Source organism: Algoriphagus persicinus (assembly GCF_035156415.1).
GTDB lineage: Bacteria > Bacteroidota > Bacteroidia > Cytophagales > Cyclobacteriaceae > Algoriphagus > Algoriphagus persicinus.
In genome coordinates, this window is record NZ_JAYEEY010000012.1 from 120,005 (window position 1) to 141,571 (window position 21,567).

16 protein-coding genes are annotated in these 21,567 nt (G+C 40.6%); 11 read left to right on the top strand and 5 right to left on the bottom strand.

Going from position 1 to position 21,567, the window contains the following annotated elements; translation table 11 throughout:
* Positions 1-76: 76 nt before the first annotated feature.
* Both U3A58_RS11280 and U3A58_RS11285 read right to left on the bottom strand, forming a co-directional pair.
* On the bottom strand, positions 77-1,447 hold the full coding sequence (locus tag U3A58_RS11280; protein ID WP_323823531.1) for an NAD-dependent succinate-semialdehyde dehydrogenase: 1,371 nt from the start codon (positions 1,445-1,447) through the stop codon (positions 77-79).
* On the bottom strand, positions 1,444-1,842 hold the full coding sequence (locus U3A58_RS11285; protein ID WP_323823532.1) for a rhodanese-like domain-containing protein: 399 nt from the start codon (positions 1,840-1,842) through the stop codon (positions 1,444-1,446). Before U3A58_RS11285 ends, U3A58_RS11280 begins: the two co-directional genes overlap by 4 nt.
* Before the next feature lie 69 nt (positions 1,843-1,911).
* Here U3A58_RS11285 and U3A58_RS11290 point away from each other — a divergent pair, with 69 nt between their 5' ends.
* The gene (locus U3A58_RS11290; protein WP_323823533.1) at positions 1,912-2,421 is read left to right on the top strand and encodes a metallophosphoesterase family protein; all 510 of its coding nucleotides are present in this window, start codon (positions 1,912-1,914) and stop codon (positions 2,419-2,421) included.
* Between the two features lie 412 nt (positions 2,422-2,833).
* On the opposite strand, the gene U3A58_RS11295 is transcribed toward U3A58_RS11290, so the two are convergent.
* Positions 2,834-2,977 (bottom strand): hypothetical protein, encoded by a 144-nt coding sequence (locus U3A58_RS11295; RefSeq protein ID WP_323823534.1) that lies wholly within the window; start codon positions 2,975-2,977, stop codon positions 2,834-2,836.
* A gap of 166 nt (positions 2,978-3,143) precedes the next feature.
* Here U3A58_RS11295 and hisS point away from each other — a divergent pair, with 166 nt between their 5' ends.
* The 3 genes from hisS (at position 3,144) to U3A58_RS11310 (ending at position 6,006) form a co-directional block, all read left to right on the top strand.
* Positions 3,144-4,505 (top strand): histidine--tRNA ligase, encoded by a 1,362-nt coding sequence (gene hisS / locus U3A58_RS11300; RefSeq protein WP_323823535.1) that lies wholly within the window; start codon positions 3,144-3,146, stop codon positions 4,503-4,505.
* Positions 4,506-4,547: 42 nt separating this feature from the next.
* The gene (locus U3A58_RS11305; RefSeq protein ID WP_323823536.1) at positions 4,548-4,883 is read left to right on the top strand and encodes a YbaB/EbfC family nucleoid-associated protein; all 336 of its coding nucleotides are present in this window, start codon (positions 4,548-4,550) and stop codon (positions 4,881-4,883) included.
* A 115-nt stretch (positions 4,884-4,998) separates the two neighbouring features.
* Positions 4,999-6,006 carry a glycosyltransferase family 2 protein gene (locus tag U3A58_RS11310; RefSeq protein ID WP_323823537.1) on the top strand — a complete coding sequence of 336 codons (1,008 nt, stop codon included), beginning with the start codon at positions 4,999-5,001 and terminating at the stop codon, positions 6,004-6,006.
* Here U3A58_RS11310 and U3A58_RS11315 read toward each other — a convergent pair.
* Positions 6,003-6,221, bottom strand: a complete 219-nt coding sequence (locus U3A58_RS11315) for a PspC domain-containing protein (RefSeq protein WP_057939216.1) — start codon at positions 6,219-6,221, stop codon at positions 6,003-6,005. The genes U3A58_RS11310 and U3A58_RS11315 overlap by 4 nt on opposite strands.
* A 143-nt stretch (positions 6,222-6,364) precedes the next feature.
* On the opposite strand from U3A58_RS11315, the gene U3A58_RS11320 reads away from it, so the two are divergent.
* From U3A58_RS11320 to U3A58_RS11335, 4 genes are all read left to right on the top strand, one after another.
* The gene (locus tag U3A58_RS11320; protein WP_323823538.1) at positions 6,365-8,089 is read left to right on the top strand and encodes an OmpA family protein; all 1,725 of its coding nucleotides are present in this window, start codon (positions 6,365-6,367) and stop codon (positions 8,087-8,089) included.
* Between the two features lie 472 nt (positions 8,090-8,561).
* Complete coding sequence (locus U3A58_RS11325) at positions 8,562-11,816, top strand: SusC/RagA family TonB-linked outer membrane protein (RefSeq protein WP_323823539.1); 3,255 nt, start codon at positions 8,562-8,564, stop codon at positions 11,814-11,816.
* Positions 11,817-11,868: 52 nt separating this feature from the next.
* The gene (locus tag U3A58_RS11330; protein WP_323823540.1) at positions 11,869-13,602 is read left to right on the top strand and encodes a RagB/SusD family nutrient uptake outer membrane protein; all 1,734 of its coding nucleotides are present in this window, start codon (positions 11,869-11,871) and stop codon (positions 13,600-13,602) included.
* A gap of 141 nt (positions 13,603-13,743) precedes the next feature.
* The gene (locus U3A58_RS11335; protein WP_323823541.1) at positions 13,744-17,274 is read left to right on the top strand and encodes a VCBS repeat-containing protein; all 3,531 of its coding nucleotides are present in this window, start codon (positions 13,744-13,746) and stop codon (positions 17,272-17,274) included.
* Here the strand turns inward: U3A58_RS11335 and U3A58_RS11340 are convergent, their stop codons facing one another.
* Complete coding sequence (locus tag U3A58_RS11340; RefSeq protein WP_323823542.1) at positions 17,275-18,036, bottom strand: creatininase family protein; 762 nt, start codon at positions 18,034-18,036, stop codon at positions 17,275-17,277.
* Positions 18,037-18,209: 173 nt separating this feature from the next.
* Here U3A58_RS11340 and U3A58_RS11345 point away from each other — a divergent pair, with 173 nt between their 5' ends.
* From U3A58_RS11345 to U3A58_RS11355, 3 genes are read left to right on the top strand one after another with little or no spacing between them, the layout of a single operon-like run.
* On the top strand, positions 18,210-19,193 hold the full coding sequence (locus tag U3A58_RS11345; protein ID WP_323823543.1) for an isoaspartyl peptidase/L-asparaginase family protein: 984 nt from the start codon (positions 18,210-18,212) through the stop codon (positions 19,191-19,193).
* Positions 19,190-19,930, top strand: coding sequence for a copper homeostasis protein CutC (locus U3A58_RS11350; RefSeq protein WP_323823544.1), 741 nt, complete (start codon positions 19,190-19,192; stop codon positions 19,928-19,930). The genes U3A58_RS11345 and U3A58_RS11350 overlap by 4 nt, the downstream gene beginning before the upstream one ends.
* The gene (locus U3A58_RS11355; RefSeq protein WP_323823545.1) at positions 19,930-21,474 is read left to right on the top strand and encodes an FG-GAP repeat domain-containing protein; all 1,545 of its coding nucleotides are present in this window, start codon (positions 19,930-19,932) and stop codon (positions 21,472-21,474) included. Before U3A58_RS11350 ends, U3A58_RS11355 begins: the two co-directional genes overlap by 1 nt.
* Positions 21,475-21,567 lie beyond the last annotated feature (93 nt).

The following is a 21,567-nucleotide window of genomic DNA, read 5'->3' on the forward strand; positions in this document are numbered from 1 at the left end:
TGACAAAATTTTGGCTCGTAAAAATAGAAAGGAATTGGCCAAAACCAAAAATTAAGCTGGCTTTATCCCTAATTGATTAGCCTAAATAGACTGTTTTTGAATTAACGAACTCTAAAATCCCATATCTGCTCAATTCTCTTCCGAAACCGGATTTTTTTATTCCGCCAAAAGGTAGCTGTGGATTGGATGCTACTAGCGCATTGATGAAGACCGCCCCACTCTCGATTTTTGCAGCTAATTGCGCTGCTTTATCGTGGTCTTTTGTCCAAATAGAGGCTCCCAATCCAAACTCAGAATCGTTAGCCAGAGCAATCGCATCTTCTTCATTTTTTACTTTGAAAATAGTGGCAACAGGACCAAACATCTCCTCAGAATATGCAGGTGCAGTAGGGGGGATGTCAGTTAAAATCGTGGGTTGGAATAATGACGAGCCTTCTTCAGGTGGCTCGCCTCCCACAAGAAGCGTAGCTCCGGCTTTTACGGACTTGTCCACCTGAGCGAAAAGTTCTGCTGCCAAATCAGGTCTAGCCATGCAAGCAAAATCAGATCCTGCTACCATCGGATCTCCCTGTTTCAATTTCCTGAAGTGCTCAACAAACAGAGCTAGGAACTCTTCGTAAACATCTTCTTCTATGATAAATCTTTTGGCAGCGATACAACTTTGGCCAAAGTTGATCATTCTGGCTTTCACCGCCGTTTCAGCAGCTTTCCTAATATCTGCATCCTTGAGCACTATGAATGGGTCACTGCCTCCTAATTCGAGTAAGGATTTTTTGATATGCTTCACTGCTGCTGCAGCGACAGATGCACCTGCTTTTTCACTTCCTGTGAGCGTGACTGCTTTGATTCTATCGTCTTCGATCAGCTTGATGGTGGCTTTGGAATCAATCAAAAGGCTTTGGAAAGTGCCTTCTGGAAATCCGGCGTCTGTGAATATCTCTTCAATAGCTAGTGAGCACTGCGGTACATTGGATGCATGTTTCAGCATTCCTGCATTTCCAGCCATTAGAGTAGGGGCGGCAAAACGGAAGACTTGCCAAAAAGGGAAGTTCCAAGGCATTACAGCCAGGATGATCCCTAAAGGCTGATGAATAACTTTGGCTTTTTTGCCATCCGGCAAATCAATCTGCTCATCTTTAAGGAATTCTTCAGCTTTTTCCGCATAATATTCGCAGACTAAAGCGCACTTATCCACTTCTGCTAAAGCTTCTTTGAGGACTTTGCCCATTTCCAGTGAAATGATCTTGGCATATTTTTCACGCTTATCCTTCATTACCCTAGCTGCATTATTCATCAATTCAGCGCGTCTGGCAAAACTGGTTTCTTTCCAACTAGAGAATGCTACTGAGCCAGTACTCAGTTTTTTCTCAATATCTTCTTCGGACAGCGAGAGGAATTCTGCTAATATTTCATTCGTGAAAGGATTGATTGATTTGATATGTGTCATTTTTCTATGGGTTTTCCTGCTTTCTGCCAAGCTTCTATACCGCCGTCCAAAGAGTAGATGTGCGTAAATCCTGCCGCTTTCATGATAGATGCTGCATTTCCGGATCTGATTCCTGATTTGCAATAAAGCAGGTAAGTTCTTTTTTTGTCCAGCTTGGCGATCTCAGGTTTGAAATTGTCATTGGTATAGTCAATATTTTTAGCGTTTGGTAAATGTCCCTCGGCCATTTCCTCAGGAGTACGAACATCGAGTATTCTTACAGCTCCTTTGTTTTTAGCCAATTCTTCAAATTCTGATACACTAATTGCTTTTACCTCAGAAGATTGAGCCTGGGTAACTACCATACTCACCATTAGGAGGGCACATGCAAGCAGGAGAATTTTTTGAAGTTTCATGGTTTATGAGTTTGATGTGAACGATTGCTAGTCCATATTGAATTGAAAATTTAGCAAGATTAAATTCAAATGCCTACCAAGATCGCTCTCATCTCTGATTCTCATAGTTATATAGACCACAAAACGCTTTCCTATCTGGAGGCGGTGGATGAAATCTGGCATGCGGGGGATATTGGTGCTTTTGAAATAATGGATTCATTACCTCAGGGAAAGCATGTACGGGCTGTTTTTGGGAATATTGATGACCAGGCAATGCAGCAAGCTTATCCCGAATGGCAGGAATTCACACTAGAAGGAGTGAAGGTGCTGATGACACACATCGGGGGCAAACCTCCCCGATACGCCACTGGTATCAAAGTGAAAATTAAGGAATCGGCTCCTAATCTATTTATCTGCGGCCATTCACATATTTGCAAAGTAGAATTTGACAAGACGGTGAACTGTCTTTACATGAATCCAGGAGCTATTGGGCAGCATGGGTTTCATGTGGTGAGGACTATGTTACTTTTTGATTTGGATGCAGGACAAGTAAAAAATCTTCGAGTGGTGGAGTTGGGAAAAAGAGGGAAGTTGGGCTGATTATTACCGGTAAGTAGTTTTTTGCAAAAAGTGAAAAGAGTCGCAGTTTTCAGTCTCAGGATTCAGTCATTAGCTCATTGCTAATGTAAATTCATGCCTTTAGGGTTTTCAAAACCTGGCAGGTGGTTTTTTCTTTAAACTTCCGAGCAAATTCGCATCTTTTCCATTAAGTATCTTCGGGGAATATAGTAGACTTCTAGAAGAAGCTGAGCAGCCACTGAGATTGTATCTTCACTCGTATCTCGCAATGTCGGAATTCTTTCAAAATCACAGGTAATCAAAGTTAAGAAGGAAGTCTATGTTGTGTCCTCCGTGTTGCCCTCTGTGGTTAATAGCTCACCGCGGTTAAATAGAGACCTGAAACAAAAAAGGCGATCAAATGACCGCCTTCAATGTTTTTGCAGAAATAAAATTATTTCTTAAAAGACTTCTTAAGCTCTTCAACGTCCACGTTTCTGATTACAGGCTGAGCAGACAATTGCTTGATCTTAATCACACGTGTGGTCTGAGATTGTCTTTTTCTTTTAAGTTTTCTCTTCAGTGTAGTAACTGCCATGGTCGTATATTTTTAATAGTATTGATTCGAAACGAGTCGCAAAAGTAAATAAACATTTCTTTTTAGCCTAAATTATTTTGGGATTTAATTGGTGGACTTTCCCGATAGCAAGGAGCATTTCCTTTTTTTTGAATAAATTTGGCAGCTAATCACCAAAAAACACGCTATGCAAAAGCCAAGTCTGCCAAAGGGAACCCGTGATTTTGGGACTCTCCAGATGGCCAGAAGAAATTATATCCTAAATACAATCAAGGGCACTTTTCAACTTTTTGGCTATAATCAGATCGAAACTCCGGCGATGGAGAACCTAAGCACCTTGACCGGAAAATATGGCGATGAGGGTGATCAGCTGCTTTTTAAGATTTTGAATAGTGGGGATTACCTGAAGAATGTAAGGGAAGAAGATTTGCAGCATGGCTACAAGCAAACTCTTACAAAGGTTTCTGAGAAGGGCTTGCGTTATGATCTGACCGTTCCCTTTGCCCGCTTTGTGGTGATGAACAGAAATGATTTAACTTTTCCATTCAAGCGCTTTCAGATTCAGCCTGTTTGGCGTGCAGATCGACCTCAGAAGGGAAGATATCGCGAGTTTTATCAGTGTGATGCAGATGTGGTGGGGACGGATAGTTTGCTTTGCGAAGCAGAAATAGTTCTGATGATACGAGCTGTCTTCGAGAAATTGAAGCTGAATGATTACAGTATCAAATTGAACAACCGGAAAATCCTTACTGGAATTTCGGAAGCTATCGGTGAAGCCGGAAAAGAAGGCCCGCTTTGCGTGGCGATTGATAAGCTGGATAAAATCGGCTGGGAAAAAGTCAAGGAAGAATTAGGTGAGCGGGGTTTTGCCGCTGATTCTGTAGAGAAATTGGCTCCATTAGTCACGTTGGAGGTGGATCATGTCGGTAAGTTGGCTTTTCTTAAAGAATTCTTGGCATCTAGTGAGATTGGACTTCAAGGGGTAAGGGAATTGGAAGAAGTGTTTCAGATCTTGACGAACATGGGTGAAAATCTGGATTTTGTGGAACTGGATATCATGCTGGCTCGTGGGCTTTCCTATTACACCGGGGCGATTTTCGAAGTGAAAGTGAACCAGGTATCTATTGGATCCGTGAGTGGAGGAGGTCGATATGATAATTTGACGGGTGTTTTTGGGCTTTCGGGAATGTCTGGGGTCGGGTTTTCGTTTGGAGTAGATCGCTTGTACGATGTGCTGGAGGAGCTGGATTTATTTCCTAGGGAAAGCGTTCAGAGTACCAAAGTTCTCTTGACGCACTTTGATCAGAAAGCGTTTGTTTATGCTTTAGGGTTATTGAAGAAATTCAGAGCAGCCGGCATCAAAGCAGAACTTTACCCTGATTTGACCAAAATGAAAAAGCAACTTGATTTCGCTTCTAAAAAAGCAATTCCATATGTTGGTATTTGTGGGGATTCAGAGATTGAAGCCAACGTAATTGCATTGAAAAATCTGGAAACAGGCGCGCAGGAATCCGTAAGTTTGGAAGTTGCCATCGGGCGATTGAAGTAAATTGAAAATCACAATCAGAGAGAAGATCTTAATAACGAAAATATGTTTGATATAATGGGCATGATGGGCAAAGTGAAGGAAGCCCAAGAAAAAATCAAAGAGACACAGGCCAAGCTTGTGCATCTCACTTGCACAGGTGAATCTGGAGCGGGAATGGTGAAAGTAACCGTAAATGGGGGTAGAAAAGTTGTAAGCATCGAATTTGATGACTCACTTATTTCGCCAAAAGACAAGGAAATGCTGAGTGATCTGATCGTGGCGGCAACTAATATTGCGATGACAGCCATTGAGGGGAAGATCAAAACAGAGATGAAGGCGGCTACAGAAGGTATGATTCCAAATATCCCTGGCATGGATCTAGGAGGGATGTTTGGATGAAATCGAGCATGACTCAAGCGTCACACTGAGGAATGATTGTTCACCTTGCGAGATTCCATCCCGTTTCCTTCGTCACGGGACAGGGTATGACCATTAAAAAACAAATTATAACCAGATGAAATCCTGCGCCATCGTCATACTGAATTACAATGGGGAAGAAATGCTAAAGGCATTTCTTCCTTCTGTTTGTATGCACAGTGCTTATGACATTTGGGCGATTGACAATTCAAGTACTGATGGATCATTAAATTTTTTGGAGAAAAACTATCCTCAGATTCAGCAAATCAAACTTGAGGAGAATTTTGGCTATGCTGGAGGTTATAATAAAGGTTTAGCTGAAATTAAAGATCAGTACGATTATTACATACTGCTCAATTCTGACGTGGAGGTCACGGCAGATTGGGATGTGGATCTTATCGCTTGGATCCAAGCACACCCTGATTACGCAGCGATTCAGCCTAAGATATTGTCATGGAAAGAAAGGGATACCTTTGACTACGCAGGTGCTGGAGGTGGTTTTTTGGATGCCTTTGGCTATCCTTATTGCAGAGGGCGGATCTGGGATTCGGTAGAAAAAGATAAGGGAAATTACAACGATGCTATTGACGTAGATTGGGCTTCGGGAGCCTGTATGGTGGTAAATGCTACAGTTTTCCACCAATTGTCGGGTTTAGACTCGGGTTTTTTTGCACACATGGAGGAGATAGATCTCTGCTGGCGTATGCGGAAGTCCGGCTGGAAAATAGGCTATCAAGGCTCAGTGGAAGTATATCATCTAGGAGGAGCTACGCTGGATAGAGCTAGTCCCAAGAAAATGTACCTGAATATTAGAAACAGTTTAAGTATGCTTTATAAGAATGAGTCCTCATCTGGATTTTTCTGGATTTTTCTGGTCAAATCTTTGTTAGAGCATCTGGCGGCGCTGAGCTTTGTGAGTCAAGGCAAAAAGGAGTATTCGAAAGCAATAGTGAAAGCGTATAGGGACTTTAAATTGAAAAAGAATTCCCTTGCGAAATTTAGCCCAAAATTAGAAGGAAGGGAAGAGGTGAAAAGAAAGGGGAAGGTTGAGATGATCTTTTGGCAATGGAAAGTCTTGGGTAAAAAAAGCTACGATCTGCTTTAATCAAAAAGTAGCGGATTGTTCTTTTTTCTAAAGAATTTCCTGATTTTCATGGTCATTGCCATGCTCACATATAGGATAACTGGCGAGCCCATCGTAACAAATGAGGCATAAATAAAGAATAAACGAATGCTGTCAATAGGGAAATTGAGTTTTTCACCCAAGCGTGAGCAAACCCCAAAGGCTCTTTCTTCGAAGAATATTTTCAGCTTTTCCATAGTAATAGGTGGTTTTGTTGCGGTAAATCTAAGTAAAAAGTCTCGTGAAATAATAAGTAAGAATGATAGAGCGATTGTTTGACAAAATATCTGTGTTGTTGTTGTTGATCCTATTATTGCCTTTGATGGCTAGTTCAATAATAATGCCCGAAACCGATTTTTTAAAAGATTCTCAAGTGAACCCAGGCAAGCTGGAATACTTTAGAGATTCGGTTCGGTTTGAGGTGAAGGGAACCATCCCAATCGAATCGGTTCTCAGCCCGAAAAATCCAAAAGTAAAATTACTACTGAAGTCCTCTGATAACTCAATGCTCTTCGAGGCGATTGAATTGACCAAGAAGGTCTCTGAGTATTCCTACAAGAAATCATTTGTGCTCGCTTATGAACCTTGGATGGAAGGGGCTTATTTGGAAGTTCAGTTTTTTCAGGGAAAAAAGGAACAAGCCGAACCGTACCAAAAGAAGATTCTAGCCAGGGGTGTGATCACAACGCCTTTACTGGCAAAAATTGGCAAAGTAAATCCCGATGAACCAATTCCTCAAATCGGACTTTTCATTTCAACTGGAGTAATGGATGCAGATCTTTCCCGTTCGAGGGAATTCCTGATCAAGTTCGATGCAGGGTCATCCACCATAAAAATGAATCCTGCAAACACGCAAGCTATTGCTGATTTGAAGACATTTTTGATTGAAAATTCATCGGTGGCATCTTATAGAATTACAGGGATTCAATCCCCCGAAAATTTAGAAGGGAAGACTAGTAGATTGGGGATGGATAGAGCAAATGCAGTAAGGCGTCTGTTGGATAAATCAACTATTAACCTTCGGGATAGTTTGACTGAGGTGAGTTCAAGATGGAACGATTGGTTTGATTTTCGGCTGCTACTTCGAGAATATGGAAAGATTTCTACTCAAAGAAAAGATCAATTCTATGCTGTTTTGTTAAATGGGTCTGATTATCAAAGCCAAACTCAAGAATTGAAAAAGATTCCAGGATTCAATCAAGTTGCGAGCGATTTATTTTCAAATCTAAGAGCCGCCAAAATTGAGGTAGTGGCAAAACCACTTCCCGGACTTAACCAATCTCAGTCTGCTGTGCTTCAAAAGGCTTTGGAAGATAGCAGTGCAAATTCGGAACTGGATTTGGCGGATTGGGCAGTAGCCGGTGAGACTACACCAAGACTTGAGGATAAAGCGAAGATCTATGCCAAGATGACGGAGTTATTTCGATCCGTGATACCATATAATAATTTGGCAGTAGTGAAGATGCGTCTCGCCCAACGTACACTTGATCATGATACTCAGAATATGCTTTGGAAAGAAGCAAATGACTTGCTGTATCAGGCGACTAAAATCGGCACTGATCCTTATGTGCTACATAACCAGGGACAGATTATGGTGCTGCAGGGCAAAACTTGGGATGCGTATAAGAAACTATCTGATGCTTCAGTGCTTACTCGGAACCAGGATTTCCTGAAGTTTAATGAAAGTTTGAGAGGTGCACTTGATATAATGAGAGGGGATTATAAGCTGGCCACATTGCGATTTAATTATCCATATTCGGAGCCAAAGGATTTTTTTAATAAGGGATTAGCCTATTTTCTCGCCAAGGATTTTACCAATGCCAGTTTGTCATTTGAGGAGTCAGTGATGGCAGGAAGGAATTTTGGATATGGCTTCTATGGACTGGCAATGATCGCTGCAGAGAGTGGCCAAACTGAGGTCGCAATACTGCAATTGGATAAAGCAATTCACGCTAGTGAATTAATTTATCAGAAAGCATTGGTAGATCCGATTTTTGAAGAAATCAGGTCATCTGATGATTTTTTTCAATTATTCAGGCCATCTGTTACCATAAATGAAAAATAAGTAACAATTAAGTAACATTTCACCTAGAGCGAAATGTGATGATTTTTGAATTGTATTATTTTGATTTTTGGTAAACTCATTAAATGCGCTAAATTTGAATCGTACTAGTGGTTAATGATGTAATTAATTACAGTGATTTTAAAGAAATTCCAAATTTTATTATCGCCTTTGAATTTGAATTTCGTTTAAGATTCTTTAACATTGATGAATTAGTACAATTAACGTAACCCAAAATATCTGCCTATGACCTATTTTACTTAGAAGTAGTATGCCCTCCCCAAGCATCATCCGATGCTCTCAAACCTAAAGGTTTCTTAATTAGTCGGCTTAATTGCCAAGGTATAATTGCAGTTTCTTCTTGAATTCCAAGAGGGGATTTTATGCAATTATTTTGAGCAAGATCGCAAACGATTGCATTAACAAATAAGAAAAAGACAAGTTTTTGAAATTAATCTTGTTACCCAATCTATCTATGTTTATGAAAAATATTTACAAAAATCTAAGCGCACTTTTAGTGCTCTTAGTACTTACTGGTGCGGCTGCCTTTGCGCAAAAAACCGTAACTGGGACAGTCACTGACGAATTTGATTTAGGACTTCCCGGAGTCTCTATTCTCGTCAAAGGTACCACTACAGGTACAGCCACAGACATTGACGGCAGATTCTCCCTCAGTGTTCCTAATGACCAGTCAACTCTTGTTTTCTCGTTTATCGGCTACGGTAAAGTTGAACAAGTTGTAGGCAATAGAAGTGTAATTGACCTGAAACTGATGCCTGATGAGACTTCTCTTACAGAGCTGGTTGTAACAGGTTACACAATTGATAGCCGTAGAGAAACAACAGGTGCTATCGCCACGGTAGATCCTAAAGACCTTACTGTAATTCCAACTGGTAACGTAGAGCAGAGTCTTCAGGGCCGTGTTTCTGGCCTTACTGTAATTACCAATGGCCAGCCAGGTACTTCATCCATCGTTAGAGTAAGAGGATTCGGAGCCTTTGGAGGTAATGAGCCACTTTATGTAGTTGATGGAGTTCCAGTGGGAACTACGGATTTTCTTAATCCAGATGATATAGAATCAACCACTGTATTGAAAGATGCGGCGGCGGCTTCCATTTATGGAGCAAGAGCAGCGAATGGTGTGATTATCTATACCACTAAAAAAGGTAAAAGAGGAAACCAAAAGCTGAGAGTGGATTACAACGGAATGTTTGGTGTTACTACTCCAGGTACGGGACTTGATATGATGAACCCTCAGGATTTCGCTGAATATACTTGGTTAGCTGAAACAAATCAAGCTATAGAAGATGACAGAGCTCCAAAGTATGAGCATCCTCAATTTGGAACAGGAACTTCTCCCGTACTACCTTATTATATCAATGTAGGTGGAGTTGCAGGTGTAGCAGGGCCATTTTCTCCCGATAGATTGGCTGAGGAGGCTGAAAAGTACAACGTAGTTCCTTCCAAAGGCTCTATTCATCAGTTAGTACGTGCTGCGCAAGGAGAAGGAACAGATTGGTATAAAGCTTTAACCAGAAATGCACCTTTAAATAGACATTCTATTGGATTGAATGGTGGCTCTGAAACCAGTAGATTTTTCATTGGATTTGGATACCAAGACCAAGCAGGCATTATGATTGGTAATCAATTTAAAAGGATTTCATTTAGAGCGAATTCTGAATTTGATGTAACCAAAAAATTAAGAATCGGAGAAAACTTCCAAGCAACCTACCGCCAAGTGCTAGGACAGCAAGGTGGAACGGGAGGTAGAGGTGTTTCTGATGATGAGAATGACATTTTGCAAGCATTCAGAATGCCATCAATAATTCCTATTTATGATGAGTTTGGAGGCTATGCAGGTACAGCAGCGAGAGGCTTCAATAACCCAAGAAATCCAGTTGCAAATCGTGACGGTCTGATGAACAACAGAGGTTATTCAGGATCTGCATTCGGTAATGTATATGCAGAGTATGACATCATTGATAATTTGACTTTTAGAACTTCTCTTGGTATAGATTATTCCAGTAATTACTTCTGGGGATATTCTAGATTACAATATGAGAACTCTGAGAATAACTCTGCTTTCGGCTACAATGAAGGCTCTGGATTCAATTTCGGATGGACGTTTACAAACACAGTATCGTACAAAAAGAAATTTGAGAAGCATTCATTCGATGTTATCTTAGGTCAAGAGGCTTTAAACACCGGTTCTGGAAGGTTTATGAGCGCAAATGGACAGAATCCTTTCTCAACTGATCCTGATTTTGTCAATATTTCTAACTTACCAGTATCTTCTCGTCAAGTTAATTCGGGTCTTTATAAAGGTGTGAACTTCAATTCTTACTTTGGAAGAGTGAACTATGGCTACAATGACAAGTACTTGGCAAGTGTCGTCGTAAGAAGAGACGGGTCATCTAGATTTGGAGCAAATAACAGATACGGTATTTTTCCAGCATTCTCAGCAGCATGGAGAATTTCTTCTGAAGGATTCATGGCAAGCTCAACTTGGGTTGATGATTTGAAAATCCGTGGTGGTTGGGGACAAATGGGTAACTCCAATAACGTAGATCCAAATAACCAGTATTCTTTGTTTGGAGGAAATGTAGGAGCTTCTTCTTATGATATAAACGGGTCTAACTCCTCTGCAATTATCGGTTTTAGAAGAACTAGAATTGGTAACCCTAATGCACAATGGGAAACTGCTGTAACTCAAAATTTTGGGTTTGATGGTACTTTCTTTAATGGGAGATTAGACGTTATTTTTGATTGGTGGAAAAAGGACACAAAAGACTTATTATTCCAAGTGCCTATTCCTCAAACTGCAGGTAGCAACGCTGCTCCTCCAGCAGTTAACATCGGTGAAATGTTAAACCGAGGTCTTGATCTTTTGGTAAGTACAAGAGGTAATCTTTCTAGTGATTTTACGTATGACTTAACAGTAACGGGATCTGTACTGAAGAATGAAATTGTTTCTCTTGCTCCGGGATTAAATGTTATTACTTCTGTAAATCCATCATATAGAGGCATTACTCCAATTAGAAATCAAGTAGGAGAGCCATTATCTACTTTCTTTGGATATAAGGTAGAAGGTTTATTTAGCTCTGCTGAAGATGTGGCAAACCATGCTACTCAAGATGGCGCTGCTCCAGGTAGATTCAAATTTGAAGATGTAAACAATGATGGAGAAATCACTCCTGATGATAGAACTGTATTAGGTAATCCTATTCCAGACTTCACAGGTGGTGCTAATTTCACAGTTGGTTATAAGGGATTTGATCTTTCAGCATACTTTTATACTTCAATTGGTAATGAGGTTTGGAATCAGTCTAAATGGTTTACTGATTTCTTCCAAACATTTGAAGGAGCTGCTATTTCTGAGCGATTGAAAGATGCTTGGACTCCGCAGAATCTAGATGCTACTATTCCGGTTGTGGAGAAAACTTCAAACTTTTCCACGTCTAACGTTGCTAATTCATTCTATGTAGAAGATGGTACTTATTTGAGGTTGCAGAACGTGACTTTAGGTTATACGTTGCCAGCTCCACTATTGGAAAGATGGAGATTGGAGAGATTGAGAGTATTTGCATCTGCAAATAACTTGTTCACTATCACAGGCTACGAAGGATTAGATCCTGCGGTAGGTGGTGATGCTGATTTAAGATTTGGTATCGATGTAGGTAACTATCCAGTTACACGTGGTTATACCTTCGGCCTGAACCTAAGCTTCTAAGCTTTACAATTCAACTAGAATCGAGTTATAGAAACTATAATTGATTAATAATATGAAAAATATAAAATTTAAATTCGGCGCTATAATAGCATCCACACTATTGATGGTTGCGGTAAGTTGTAGCGAGGAGTTTCTGGAAGTCCCACCGACGGGCTTATTGGCAGAGGCTCAACTGACTTCCTTGGCAGGTATTGATGCATCACTGATTGCCGTGTACTCTCAAGTAAATGGTAGAGGTAATAGACTAGCATCACCTTCCAACTGGGTGTGGGGTAGTATAAGAGGTGGTGAAGCAAACAAAGGGACTGACCCTGGAGATTTTACTACGATTAACCCAATCCAAAGATTTGAGATTAATGCAGCTTCCGGCGACGTAGGATCAAAATGGAATGCAGCATATGAAGGAATTGCACGGGCAAATAACGTCTTGAGATTACTTCTAAATCCAGGACCAGATGTAACACCGGCAGATATTGTCAGAATATCTTCTCAGGCACGATTTCTAAGAGCGCACTATTATTTTGAGTTGAAAAGAGATTATAACAATACTCCTTATGTAGATGAAACCTTGGATTATGGTTCAGGACTAGAAGATGTCAGCAATACTCTGGATCTGTGGCCTATGATTGAGGCCGACATGAAATATGCAATTGATAATCTTCCTGCTACTCAGGCTCAAGTTGGTCGAGTAAATTCTTGGGCAGCAAAAGCCTATTTAGGGAAAATTTATTTATACCAAGGCAAGTATGGTGAAGCTAAGACTCTTTTCACTGATGTAATTGAAAATGGTATGACTAGTAATGGTCTGAAATATCAGTTGGTTTCTAACTATGGCGATGCCTTTAGAGGTGAATTTGATAACCACTCAGAGTCAGTTTGGGCTTATCAGTCTGCAGCAGGAACAGGTTCTACTAATAATGCAAATCCTGAATTTGATTTGAATTTCCCTTATAATACCGGTCCTAATGGTCCCGGTAACTGTTGTGGATTCTTTCAACCAAGTTTCTCCTTTGTGAATTCATTCCGTACAGACGCGAATGGGCTTCCGTTGTTGGATAAAACTTACAATGCTACAGCTAATAGAGTGAAAAATGATATGGGTATTCAAACCTCTGAATCTTTCACTCCTGATACTGGAAATTTGGATCCTAGACTTGATCATTCAGTAGGTAGAAGAGGTATTCCATATTTGGATTGGCAAGATTTTCCAGGAGCTGCCTGGATCAGAAACCAACCTAATGGTGGACCATATTCTCCTAAGAAGTATGTTTATGCCAAATCTGAAAAAGGTTCATTTCAGGATAATTCATCATGGACTCCTGGATATACTGGCATAAATATCATGATAATCAGATTTTCAGATGTACTTCTTATGGCAGCTGAAGCTGAAATTGAAGCTGGATCCATTGAGACAGCAAGATCTTATGTAAATATGGTGCGAGATAGAGCAATGAATTCTAAGCTCATGAGAGAAGACGGTTCAATGGTTGCCAATTATAAAATAGGGCTATATACTTCCCCTTGGGCAGACAAAGAGTTTGCGCGTAAAGCTGTTCGTATGGAAAGAATGCTAGAGCTGGGTATGGAAGGACATAGATTCTATGATCTAGTGAGATGGAATATTGCTCAAGAAGAGCTTGACTATTATTTCGCTTTAGATGGTCAAATCCTTGCCGCTGCTTTAGGAGGTGCAAAATATTCAGATAAGTATAAGTTAGTTCCAATCCCTCAAGATCAGATTGACTTGGTAGGGCCTGATGTTCTAATTCAGAATCCTGGTTTCTAATTAGTTGATTCACATAATTTTAAAGGGGAGGCATATGCTTCCCCTTTTTTTTATTTAATACCTAAAAAAGCTAAGTTTTATTTCTGATACGCGACCAAATGTGCTAATTTCAGCGCAATTCAAGCACCCAACCTATTTACTATGAAATTTACTTTATCTGGCCTTTTGATTTTATTCCTTTTGGTATTTTCATCCTGTAATAATAAAGAAGCTACTCTTTTTGAACTTATTCCAGCTGACAAGACAGGAATTGATTTTAATAATCTTATTGTAGAATCTGACTCATTCAATATCCTCACTGATGAATATATTTTTAATGGTGGGGGGGTGGCTGTCGCCGATTTTGATAATAATGGATTGCCAGATCTATATTTTACCGGAAATCAAGTTTCGAATAAGTTATACCTCAATCAGGGGAAATTTAAATTTGAGGATGTTACTGAGACTGCTGGAGTAGCTGCCGCAAGTCAATGGTGTACAGGATCTGTAGTCGTGGACATCAATGGAGATGGCTGGATGGATATATACGTCGCGTCCGCAATGAAGCTAGGTCCTGGAGAGCGTAATAATCTGCTTTTTGTCAATCAGGGAAAGGATGCATCAGGTAAAATTACTTTCAAAGAAATGGCTTCTGAATATGGCATAGCTGACTCTGGAAATGCGATGTGGGCTGCTTTTATAGATTATGATTTAGATGGTGATCTGGATTTGTATGTGCTAAACAATGAGCAAAGCCCAAGTGTGCCAAGTAACTATCGCCTAAAAATTACTGACGGATCTGCTATTAATAATGATAAGTTTTACAGAAACAATGGCGATGGTTCATTCACAGATGTTACGATTGAATCAGGCATTACCATCGAAGGATATGGTTTGGGCTTATTGGTTTCAGATCTGAATAACGATGGCTGGCCTGATATTCACGTTAGCAATGATTATGTCACTAATGACATCCTTTATATCAACAATCAGGATGGTACTTTTTCCAATCAATCCAAAGAAAGGTTGAGACACCAGAGCCAATTCTCTATGGGTGGTGATATTTCTGATTTTAACAATGATGGCAAGCCTGATATTGTCACCCTTGACATGCTGGGCGAGGACAATTATCGTAAGAAAACAACCATAGGGAACAACTCTTACCAGGTTTATATAAGCAACGAGCAATGGGGCTATGAATATCAGTATGTCCGAAATATGCTTCACATGAATAATGGTGCAGACGTACCTTTTAGTGAGATAGGAATGATGGCAGGCATCTATCAAACGGACTGGAGCTGGGCGCCATTGTTTGGTGATGTGGACAATGACGGCTTTCGTGATCTGTTGGTAACTAACGGGTTCCCCAGAGATATTACAGACAAAGACTTTGCTAATTATAGAGCAGATGTGGGAAGTATAGCATCAACTAGGCAGTTGCTGGATTCGATTCCTATCGTGAAAATCCCAAATTACGCTTTCAAAAATAGGGGGGATTTAACTTTCACAGATGAAGGAGTGGCTTGGGGATTGAATAAACCGTCTTTCTCCAATGGTGCGGCTTTCGTAGATTTAGACAACGATGGAGATTTGGATTATGTGATTAATAACATCAATGATCCGGCATTTGTATTTGAAAATACACTTAAAAACAAAGAGAAAAAAAATAACAATCTGCGGATCAGATTGAAAGGAACACAGTTTAACCCCCAGGGATTAGGTGCGAAAGTTTTAATCACCCTTTCAGACGGTAGTCAGCTCTATCAAGAGCAGCAGGTCGTAAGAGGATATATGTCCTCGATAGATGAAGTGATGCATTTCGGGGTAGGTGAAGTGTCAGAAATCACCTCTATTCATGTTATTTGGCCAGATGGAAAAGAAGGTTCTCTGGAAAATGTGAAGGTAAATCAGCAACTTGATTTTGCGTATTCAGATGCAAAGCAAGGCAAGAACAAACTGGCAATAATTTCTTCTGAACCAACAAATGCACTTTTTTCAGAGGTTTCATCAGCAAGAGGTTTGGAATACACACATAAAGAGGAGGATAAAATTGACTTTAATATTCAGCGGGTAATTCCTCATAAATTGAGTCAATATGGACCAAGCCTAGCTGTAGGAGATGTGAATGGAGATGGACTTGAGGACTTGGTGGTAGGATCAGCTTCCGGCTTTGCCCCTCAGGTATTTATTCAAGACTTTGCAGGGAAGTTTTCAGCTAAAAACATTGTTCCGGCGGATGGGAATTTCTTTGAGGAAATGGGAATTCTCCTTTTTGATATTGACAACGATTCGGATTTGGATATGTATCTGGTTGGTGGCAGTAATGAGTTTTTGGGAGATGCTACAGAATATTCTGATCGATTGTTTTTGAATGATGGTAGCGGGAATTTCACCCTTGATAAGAATTTTTCCTCAGTGAAAGCTAGTGGATCTACTGTGCGAGGTGCCGATTTCAATGGAGATGGATTTATGGATTTGTTTGTCGGAGGCAGGACGCCAGTTGCTCAATATCCTTTTCCTGATAGAAGTTTTCTTCTTAAAAATGTAAACGGTCAGCTACAGGATGTCACCGATGAAATTGCTCCCGGGCTTCGCAAAGTGGGTATGGTGACCGATGCAATCTGGTCAGACGTGGATGCTGATGGCTTGGTTGATTTAGTCGTTGTAGGAGAATTGATGGAGATTTCAGTATTCAAAAACACCGGTGACCAACTTTCAAAACTTGAAAATACCGGTCTTGAAAATTACTTGGGTTGGTGGAATTCCATTACCTCTGGTGATTTTGATCAAGATGGAGATACTGATTTTGTAGTTGGGAATCTAGGTGAAAACAATTCCCATCATCCAACGGCTGAAAGGCCGGTGAAAATCTACGCCAAGGATTTTGATAATAATGGCAGTGTGGACCCCATCACTTTTGCTTATTACAAAGATCGTGAGGGTAATTTCAACTCCTTCCCGAGTCATTTTTGGGGAGATTTATATGGTCAAAGTACGTTATTCAGGAGGAAATTTGAACGGTATAAATTATATGCACTGAGTACAGAGCAGTCTCTTTTTACTGAAAAAGAAAAGGAGGATGCACTCATTCTCACTGGCAATTATGACAAGACTGCCTACATTGAAAACCTTGGTAATGGTAAGTTTCAAGTTAAGCGACTACCAACTTTAGCGCAGATTGCTCCCGTAAATGGACTTGCCACTCAAGATGTCAATGCAGATGGATATCCTGATATTGTCATGATCGGGAATGACTATGGCAATGAGATCTTTGTGGGTCGCCTAGATGCTCATTTAGGATTGGTACTACTAGGAGATGGAAAAGGTGGATTTACACCTATGAGTCCACAGGAAAGTGGTTTTGTGGTTCCCGGAGATGGGAAAGCTTTGGTTAAAATTACTTCAGCACAAGGAGAACTATTATTAGTCGCTTCTCAGAATCGGGGAAAACTCCTGGTATTCCAAAATCAGACTAGTCAGACAAATAGCAGATCGATTACGCCAGATCAGGAAATCATGGCTGTCATATTAGAATTGGCTAATGGTCAAAAACAAAGAATTGAAACCAGCCTTGGATCTGGTTTCTTGTCTCAATCAGGAAGAGAAGTGTTCCTTCCTGAAGGAGTGACAGGAATTCAATTACAGGATTATAAAGGGAATACCACACCTGTAGATATGAATTCTTTGGATTGATCAGGTATATAATTGGCCTGCTTTTGCATCACAAATATCTACCATAAGCTCTGCAACTTTGTCGGTAACGTCATCAAAATACTTCCTCCCTTTTTCTGGGGAGGATTTTTTTGGATTGCCTATCCCAGTGTCTTCCGATACTTCAGACCATTTTCGCTCAGCCCAAGCCCATTTTTCCTGTACGCCTTTTATCACTGACTTTTTCTCTTTTCCATCTCCGGCTTGCTCCAGAGGCAATACCAATTCTGGGTGCAGATGCATGATAAGGGATGTTTCCATTTCATCGGCATGATCGCCTGCTTCCTCAAAATACTTGGGCTTGTCCAAAGCCTGAAACCAGTTGCAGGTGAAGAGCATCATCTCAGGAAACTTCAGCCCAAGTTCACGGAGCATTGTTTTGAAATCATTTCCACCATGACTGTTTACAATCAAAAGTTTTTTAGTGCCTTGTCGATCTAGAACGGTAATAATATCCTTTAGAATCATTAGCTGTGTACTTGGATTCAGATTGATGTCTAAATAAATATCGGATTGCCCCGTGTTCACACCATAGGGAATTGTAGGCATAATCGTAACATTTGCCCCTTTTTCCCAAGCTTTCCTTCCCGCCTCAGCAGCTACCGCATCTGCTTCATACACATCAGTACCATAAGGCATGTGATAATTATGAGCTTCAGTGGCTCCCCATGGCAATACGGCTAAGTCAAAACGGTGGTTTTTAAGAGTTTTCCAATTGGATTCTGCGAGCAAATAGGGTTTCATAGTTAAATGTTGTTTTCTGGTGGTTAAATAGAAATTGCATAATTGAAATCCAGTTTCTGTACATCTGAATCAATCCTGCGCAATTCATCAATTGATATAGAAGGAAATGAAGGATGGTAAGATAAAGTAGCCCCAAATTTAATAATTTGAGTGTTGATTCTAAATTAAGGCTAATGTCACAAAGAAGAAAGTTTATTAAGCAATCCCTGTTGGGCTCTGCATTATTTATACCTGGAGTATCTGCCCTCGCTGAGCCACAAGTACCACCTCTGTCCAAAGGAGAAATGCCGCTCATTCTATCAACTTGGAATCATGGATTGCCTGCAAATGTTGCTGCTATGCAAAAACTTACAAGTGGAGGAAGTATTGTGGATGCTGTAGAAACAGGCGTTAGAGATACGGAGTTGGATATGAGTAACTTGTCTGTAGGCTTGCAAGGCTTACCGGATCGCGAAGGCATTACTACGCTAGATGCTTCTATCATGTCTGGTGATGGTTCATGTGGATCAGTGGCTTTTGTAAGACAGGTAAAGCACCCCATCACACTGGCCCGAATGGTAATGGAAGAGACTCCTCATGTGATGCTTGCAGGGGAAGGGGCTCGTCAGTTTGCGATAGCACAAGGTATGCCAATGGAGAAAGAAGAATTAAGTCCAAATGCAAAAAAGGCTTATTTAAAATGGAAGGAGACTAGCCAATATAGGCCGATTATTAATATCGAGAATCACGATACCATTGGAATGATAGGAATGGATGCCACAGGTAACCTGGCTGGAAGCTGCACTACCAGTGGGTTGGCGTATAAAATGCATGGAAGGGTAGGAGATAGCCCGATCATTGGTGCTGGACTTTTTGTGGATAATGAAGTTGGCGCGGCGACAGCTACCGGTCTAGGAGAAGCTATCATCCGGATCTGTGGCAGTTTTTTGATAGTGGAATTGATGCGACAGGGACGTACTCCTCAAGAAGCTTGTGAAGAAGCCGTGAAGCGATTGATTGCAAAAAATAAGGACATCAAAAATATCCAAGCTGGGTTCCTTGCTATAAATAAGGATGCAGAAGTCGGGGCATATGCGGTCCATCCAGGCTTTAACTTTGCGCAAGCGACATTTCAAAATAACTTGATGATTGATTCAAATTCCCATTTCAAAGGATGAGTAAGATAACCTTAGAATCACCTGTTTTCAATGTAGAAGCTGCTATGGATGCAGCGGGATTTGGTGTGGACCGATTGGAGCTCTGCGCTAATTTTCCGGAAGGAGGAGAGACTCCAAGCGCAGGAATGCTCAAGTTTCTGAAAACAGAAATTGATATTCCTGTATTCGTCATGATTCGGCCGAGAGGTGGGGATTTCGCCTACTCTCAGAAGGAAATGATGGTGATGAAGCGGGATATAGAATTGCTAGGAGAGCAAGGCGCGGATGGATATGTGTTTGGAGTTTTGGACAATCAAGGCTTTGTTGACATCGATTCTTGTAAATCGCTTTTGAGAGCGGCCTCTGGAAAGCCCTGTACATTTCATCGTGGATTTGATGCTTCTGCCGATTACTTCGATTCTTTGGAGAAAATCATTTCTTGCGGCTTCGATCGTATTTTGACTTCTGGTGGTAGGGATTCTGTGAGTGATGGATTAGATACCATAAAGAACTTGTTGATCAAGGCTCAGGATAGAATCAGTATTATGCCTGGTGGAGGGACTAAACCTGAGCATGTCTTGGAATTGAAAACAACGGGTTATTTGAAAGAAGTCCATGCTTCTTGTAAGACTTGGAGACCTTCATCTAATCAATTTGTAAATCCTAATTTGTCATTTTCGGATGATCCAAAGTCCTTCACACACCACCTCAGAATAGATCAGGAAGTAGTAAATCAGTTTTTGGGGGTAATAAAATAATGAAGTTGAGAAGTCTGATTTGTTTACTTGTTGGGACACTTTTGTATTCCTGTAATCCGATTTCGGAGCGGAAGCAACCTCCACCGTCTTTGGAGCTATTAGCTTCTATGGATTTGAATTTAAGCGGTGAGCAGCTCGCGAATGCCTACTGCGCAAGCTGCCATTTAAAGCCTGAACCTGGAATTTTGGATAAAAATACCTGGCGGGAAAAGGTGCTTCCCGATATGCGTAAGCGTATGGGACTATTTTTACCGGAGGATTTTGGTCAAGCTCTGCCAGAGGATTTGGGTGTTCCTGCGGGAGTTTATTCCAAGATTCAACTCATAAGAGGAAAAGATTGGGAGAAAATTCTTGCTTATTATTTAGAGAATGCGCCAGAATCACCTTTGCCTCAAGACAAAAAAGCAACACCGATCAAAGGTATTCCGGGTTTTCAAGCTTCACAACCTGAATTCAAAACAATAAAAGGTAATCTATCTACCATGCTGAGGGTGCACCTCAAAACCGGTGACTTGTGGCTCGGAGATCGCTTAAAAGTTATTTATATCCTCGATCCTAAGAATGGTTTTCAAATCAAAGATTCTATTGCCACAGAAGTGGCACCGGTGGATGTCAACTGGAATGAAGATGGCACGTTCGATTTGCTGACCATGGGGAGAATGGATCCATCTAATGACACCTTGGGTAAGGTTTCAAGATTCTGGAACGAAGCTGGAAATTGGAAAAGTAAAGAAATATTGACCGACTTGATCCGGCCGGTAAATCTAGCAGTAGCAGATTGGAATGGAGATGGTGAATTGGATAGGGTAGTTTCTCAGTTTGGCGATCACTTTGGCAAGATGAGTATCTACCTTTCGAGATCTTCCGGGGCAAGCGAAGTGATTTTGCGCGCTGAGCCCGGGGCAAGACGAGCTATTGCAGTTGATTTTGATAAAGACGGGGATTTAGATGTGATAGGGCTGATGGCACAGTCCAAGGAAGGAATATATGTGTGGTTAAATGAAGGAGCAAACCAATTTAAAGAGAAAGCGCTCCTTCAATTTCAGCCTGCATTTGGATCAAGTGACTTTCGGTTTGAGGATGTGAATGGGGATGGGTACAAAGATATTATTGTAGTGAATGGCGATAATGCGGATCTGTCACAAGTGCTAAAAAACTTTCACGGCGTTCATATCTTTTTGAATGATGGTGAAAATGGATTTGAGGAATCGTGGTTTTATCCCATGCACGGAGCGAGTGGAATTGAAATTGCGGATTTTGATGGCGATAGTGATCAGGATTTCTTCGTGTTGTCCTTCTTTCCTGATAATTCACTAAGCTCAAAGCAAAATTTGGTTTATTTCAGGCAAAATGAAAATGGCAAGTTTGATCCATTTGTACTGAGTAAAATCGTTGATGGGAATTGGCTCACGATGACCTCGGGAGATGTTGATTTGGATGGGGATATTGATGTGATAGTTGGATCCTTTGAATTTAATGAACTGTACAAGGGAGCAACCAAACCTTGGAGGCCATTTATTTACTTAGAGAACAAACTAAATTAAAATTTTGAAGTTGAGATTATTTTAAAAATATAGTATTGATTTATCATATGTTTTAAATTATAATTTTTAATTGTGCTGTAATATCGGTAATTT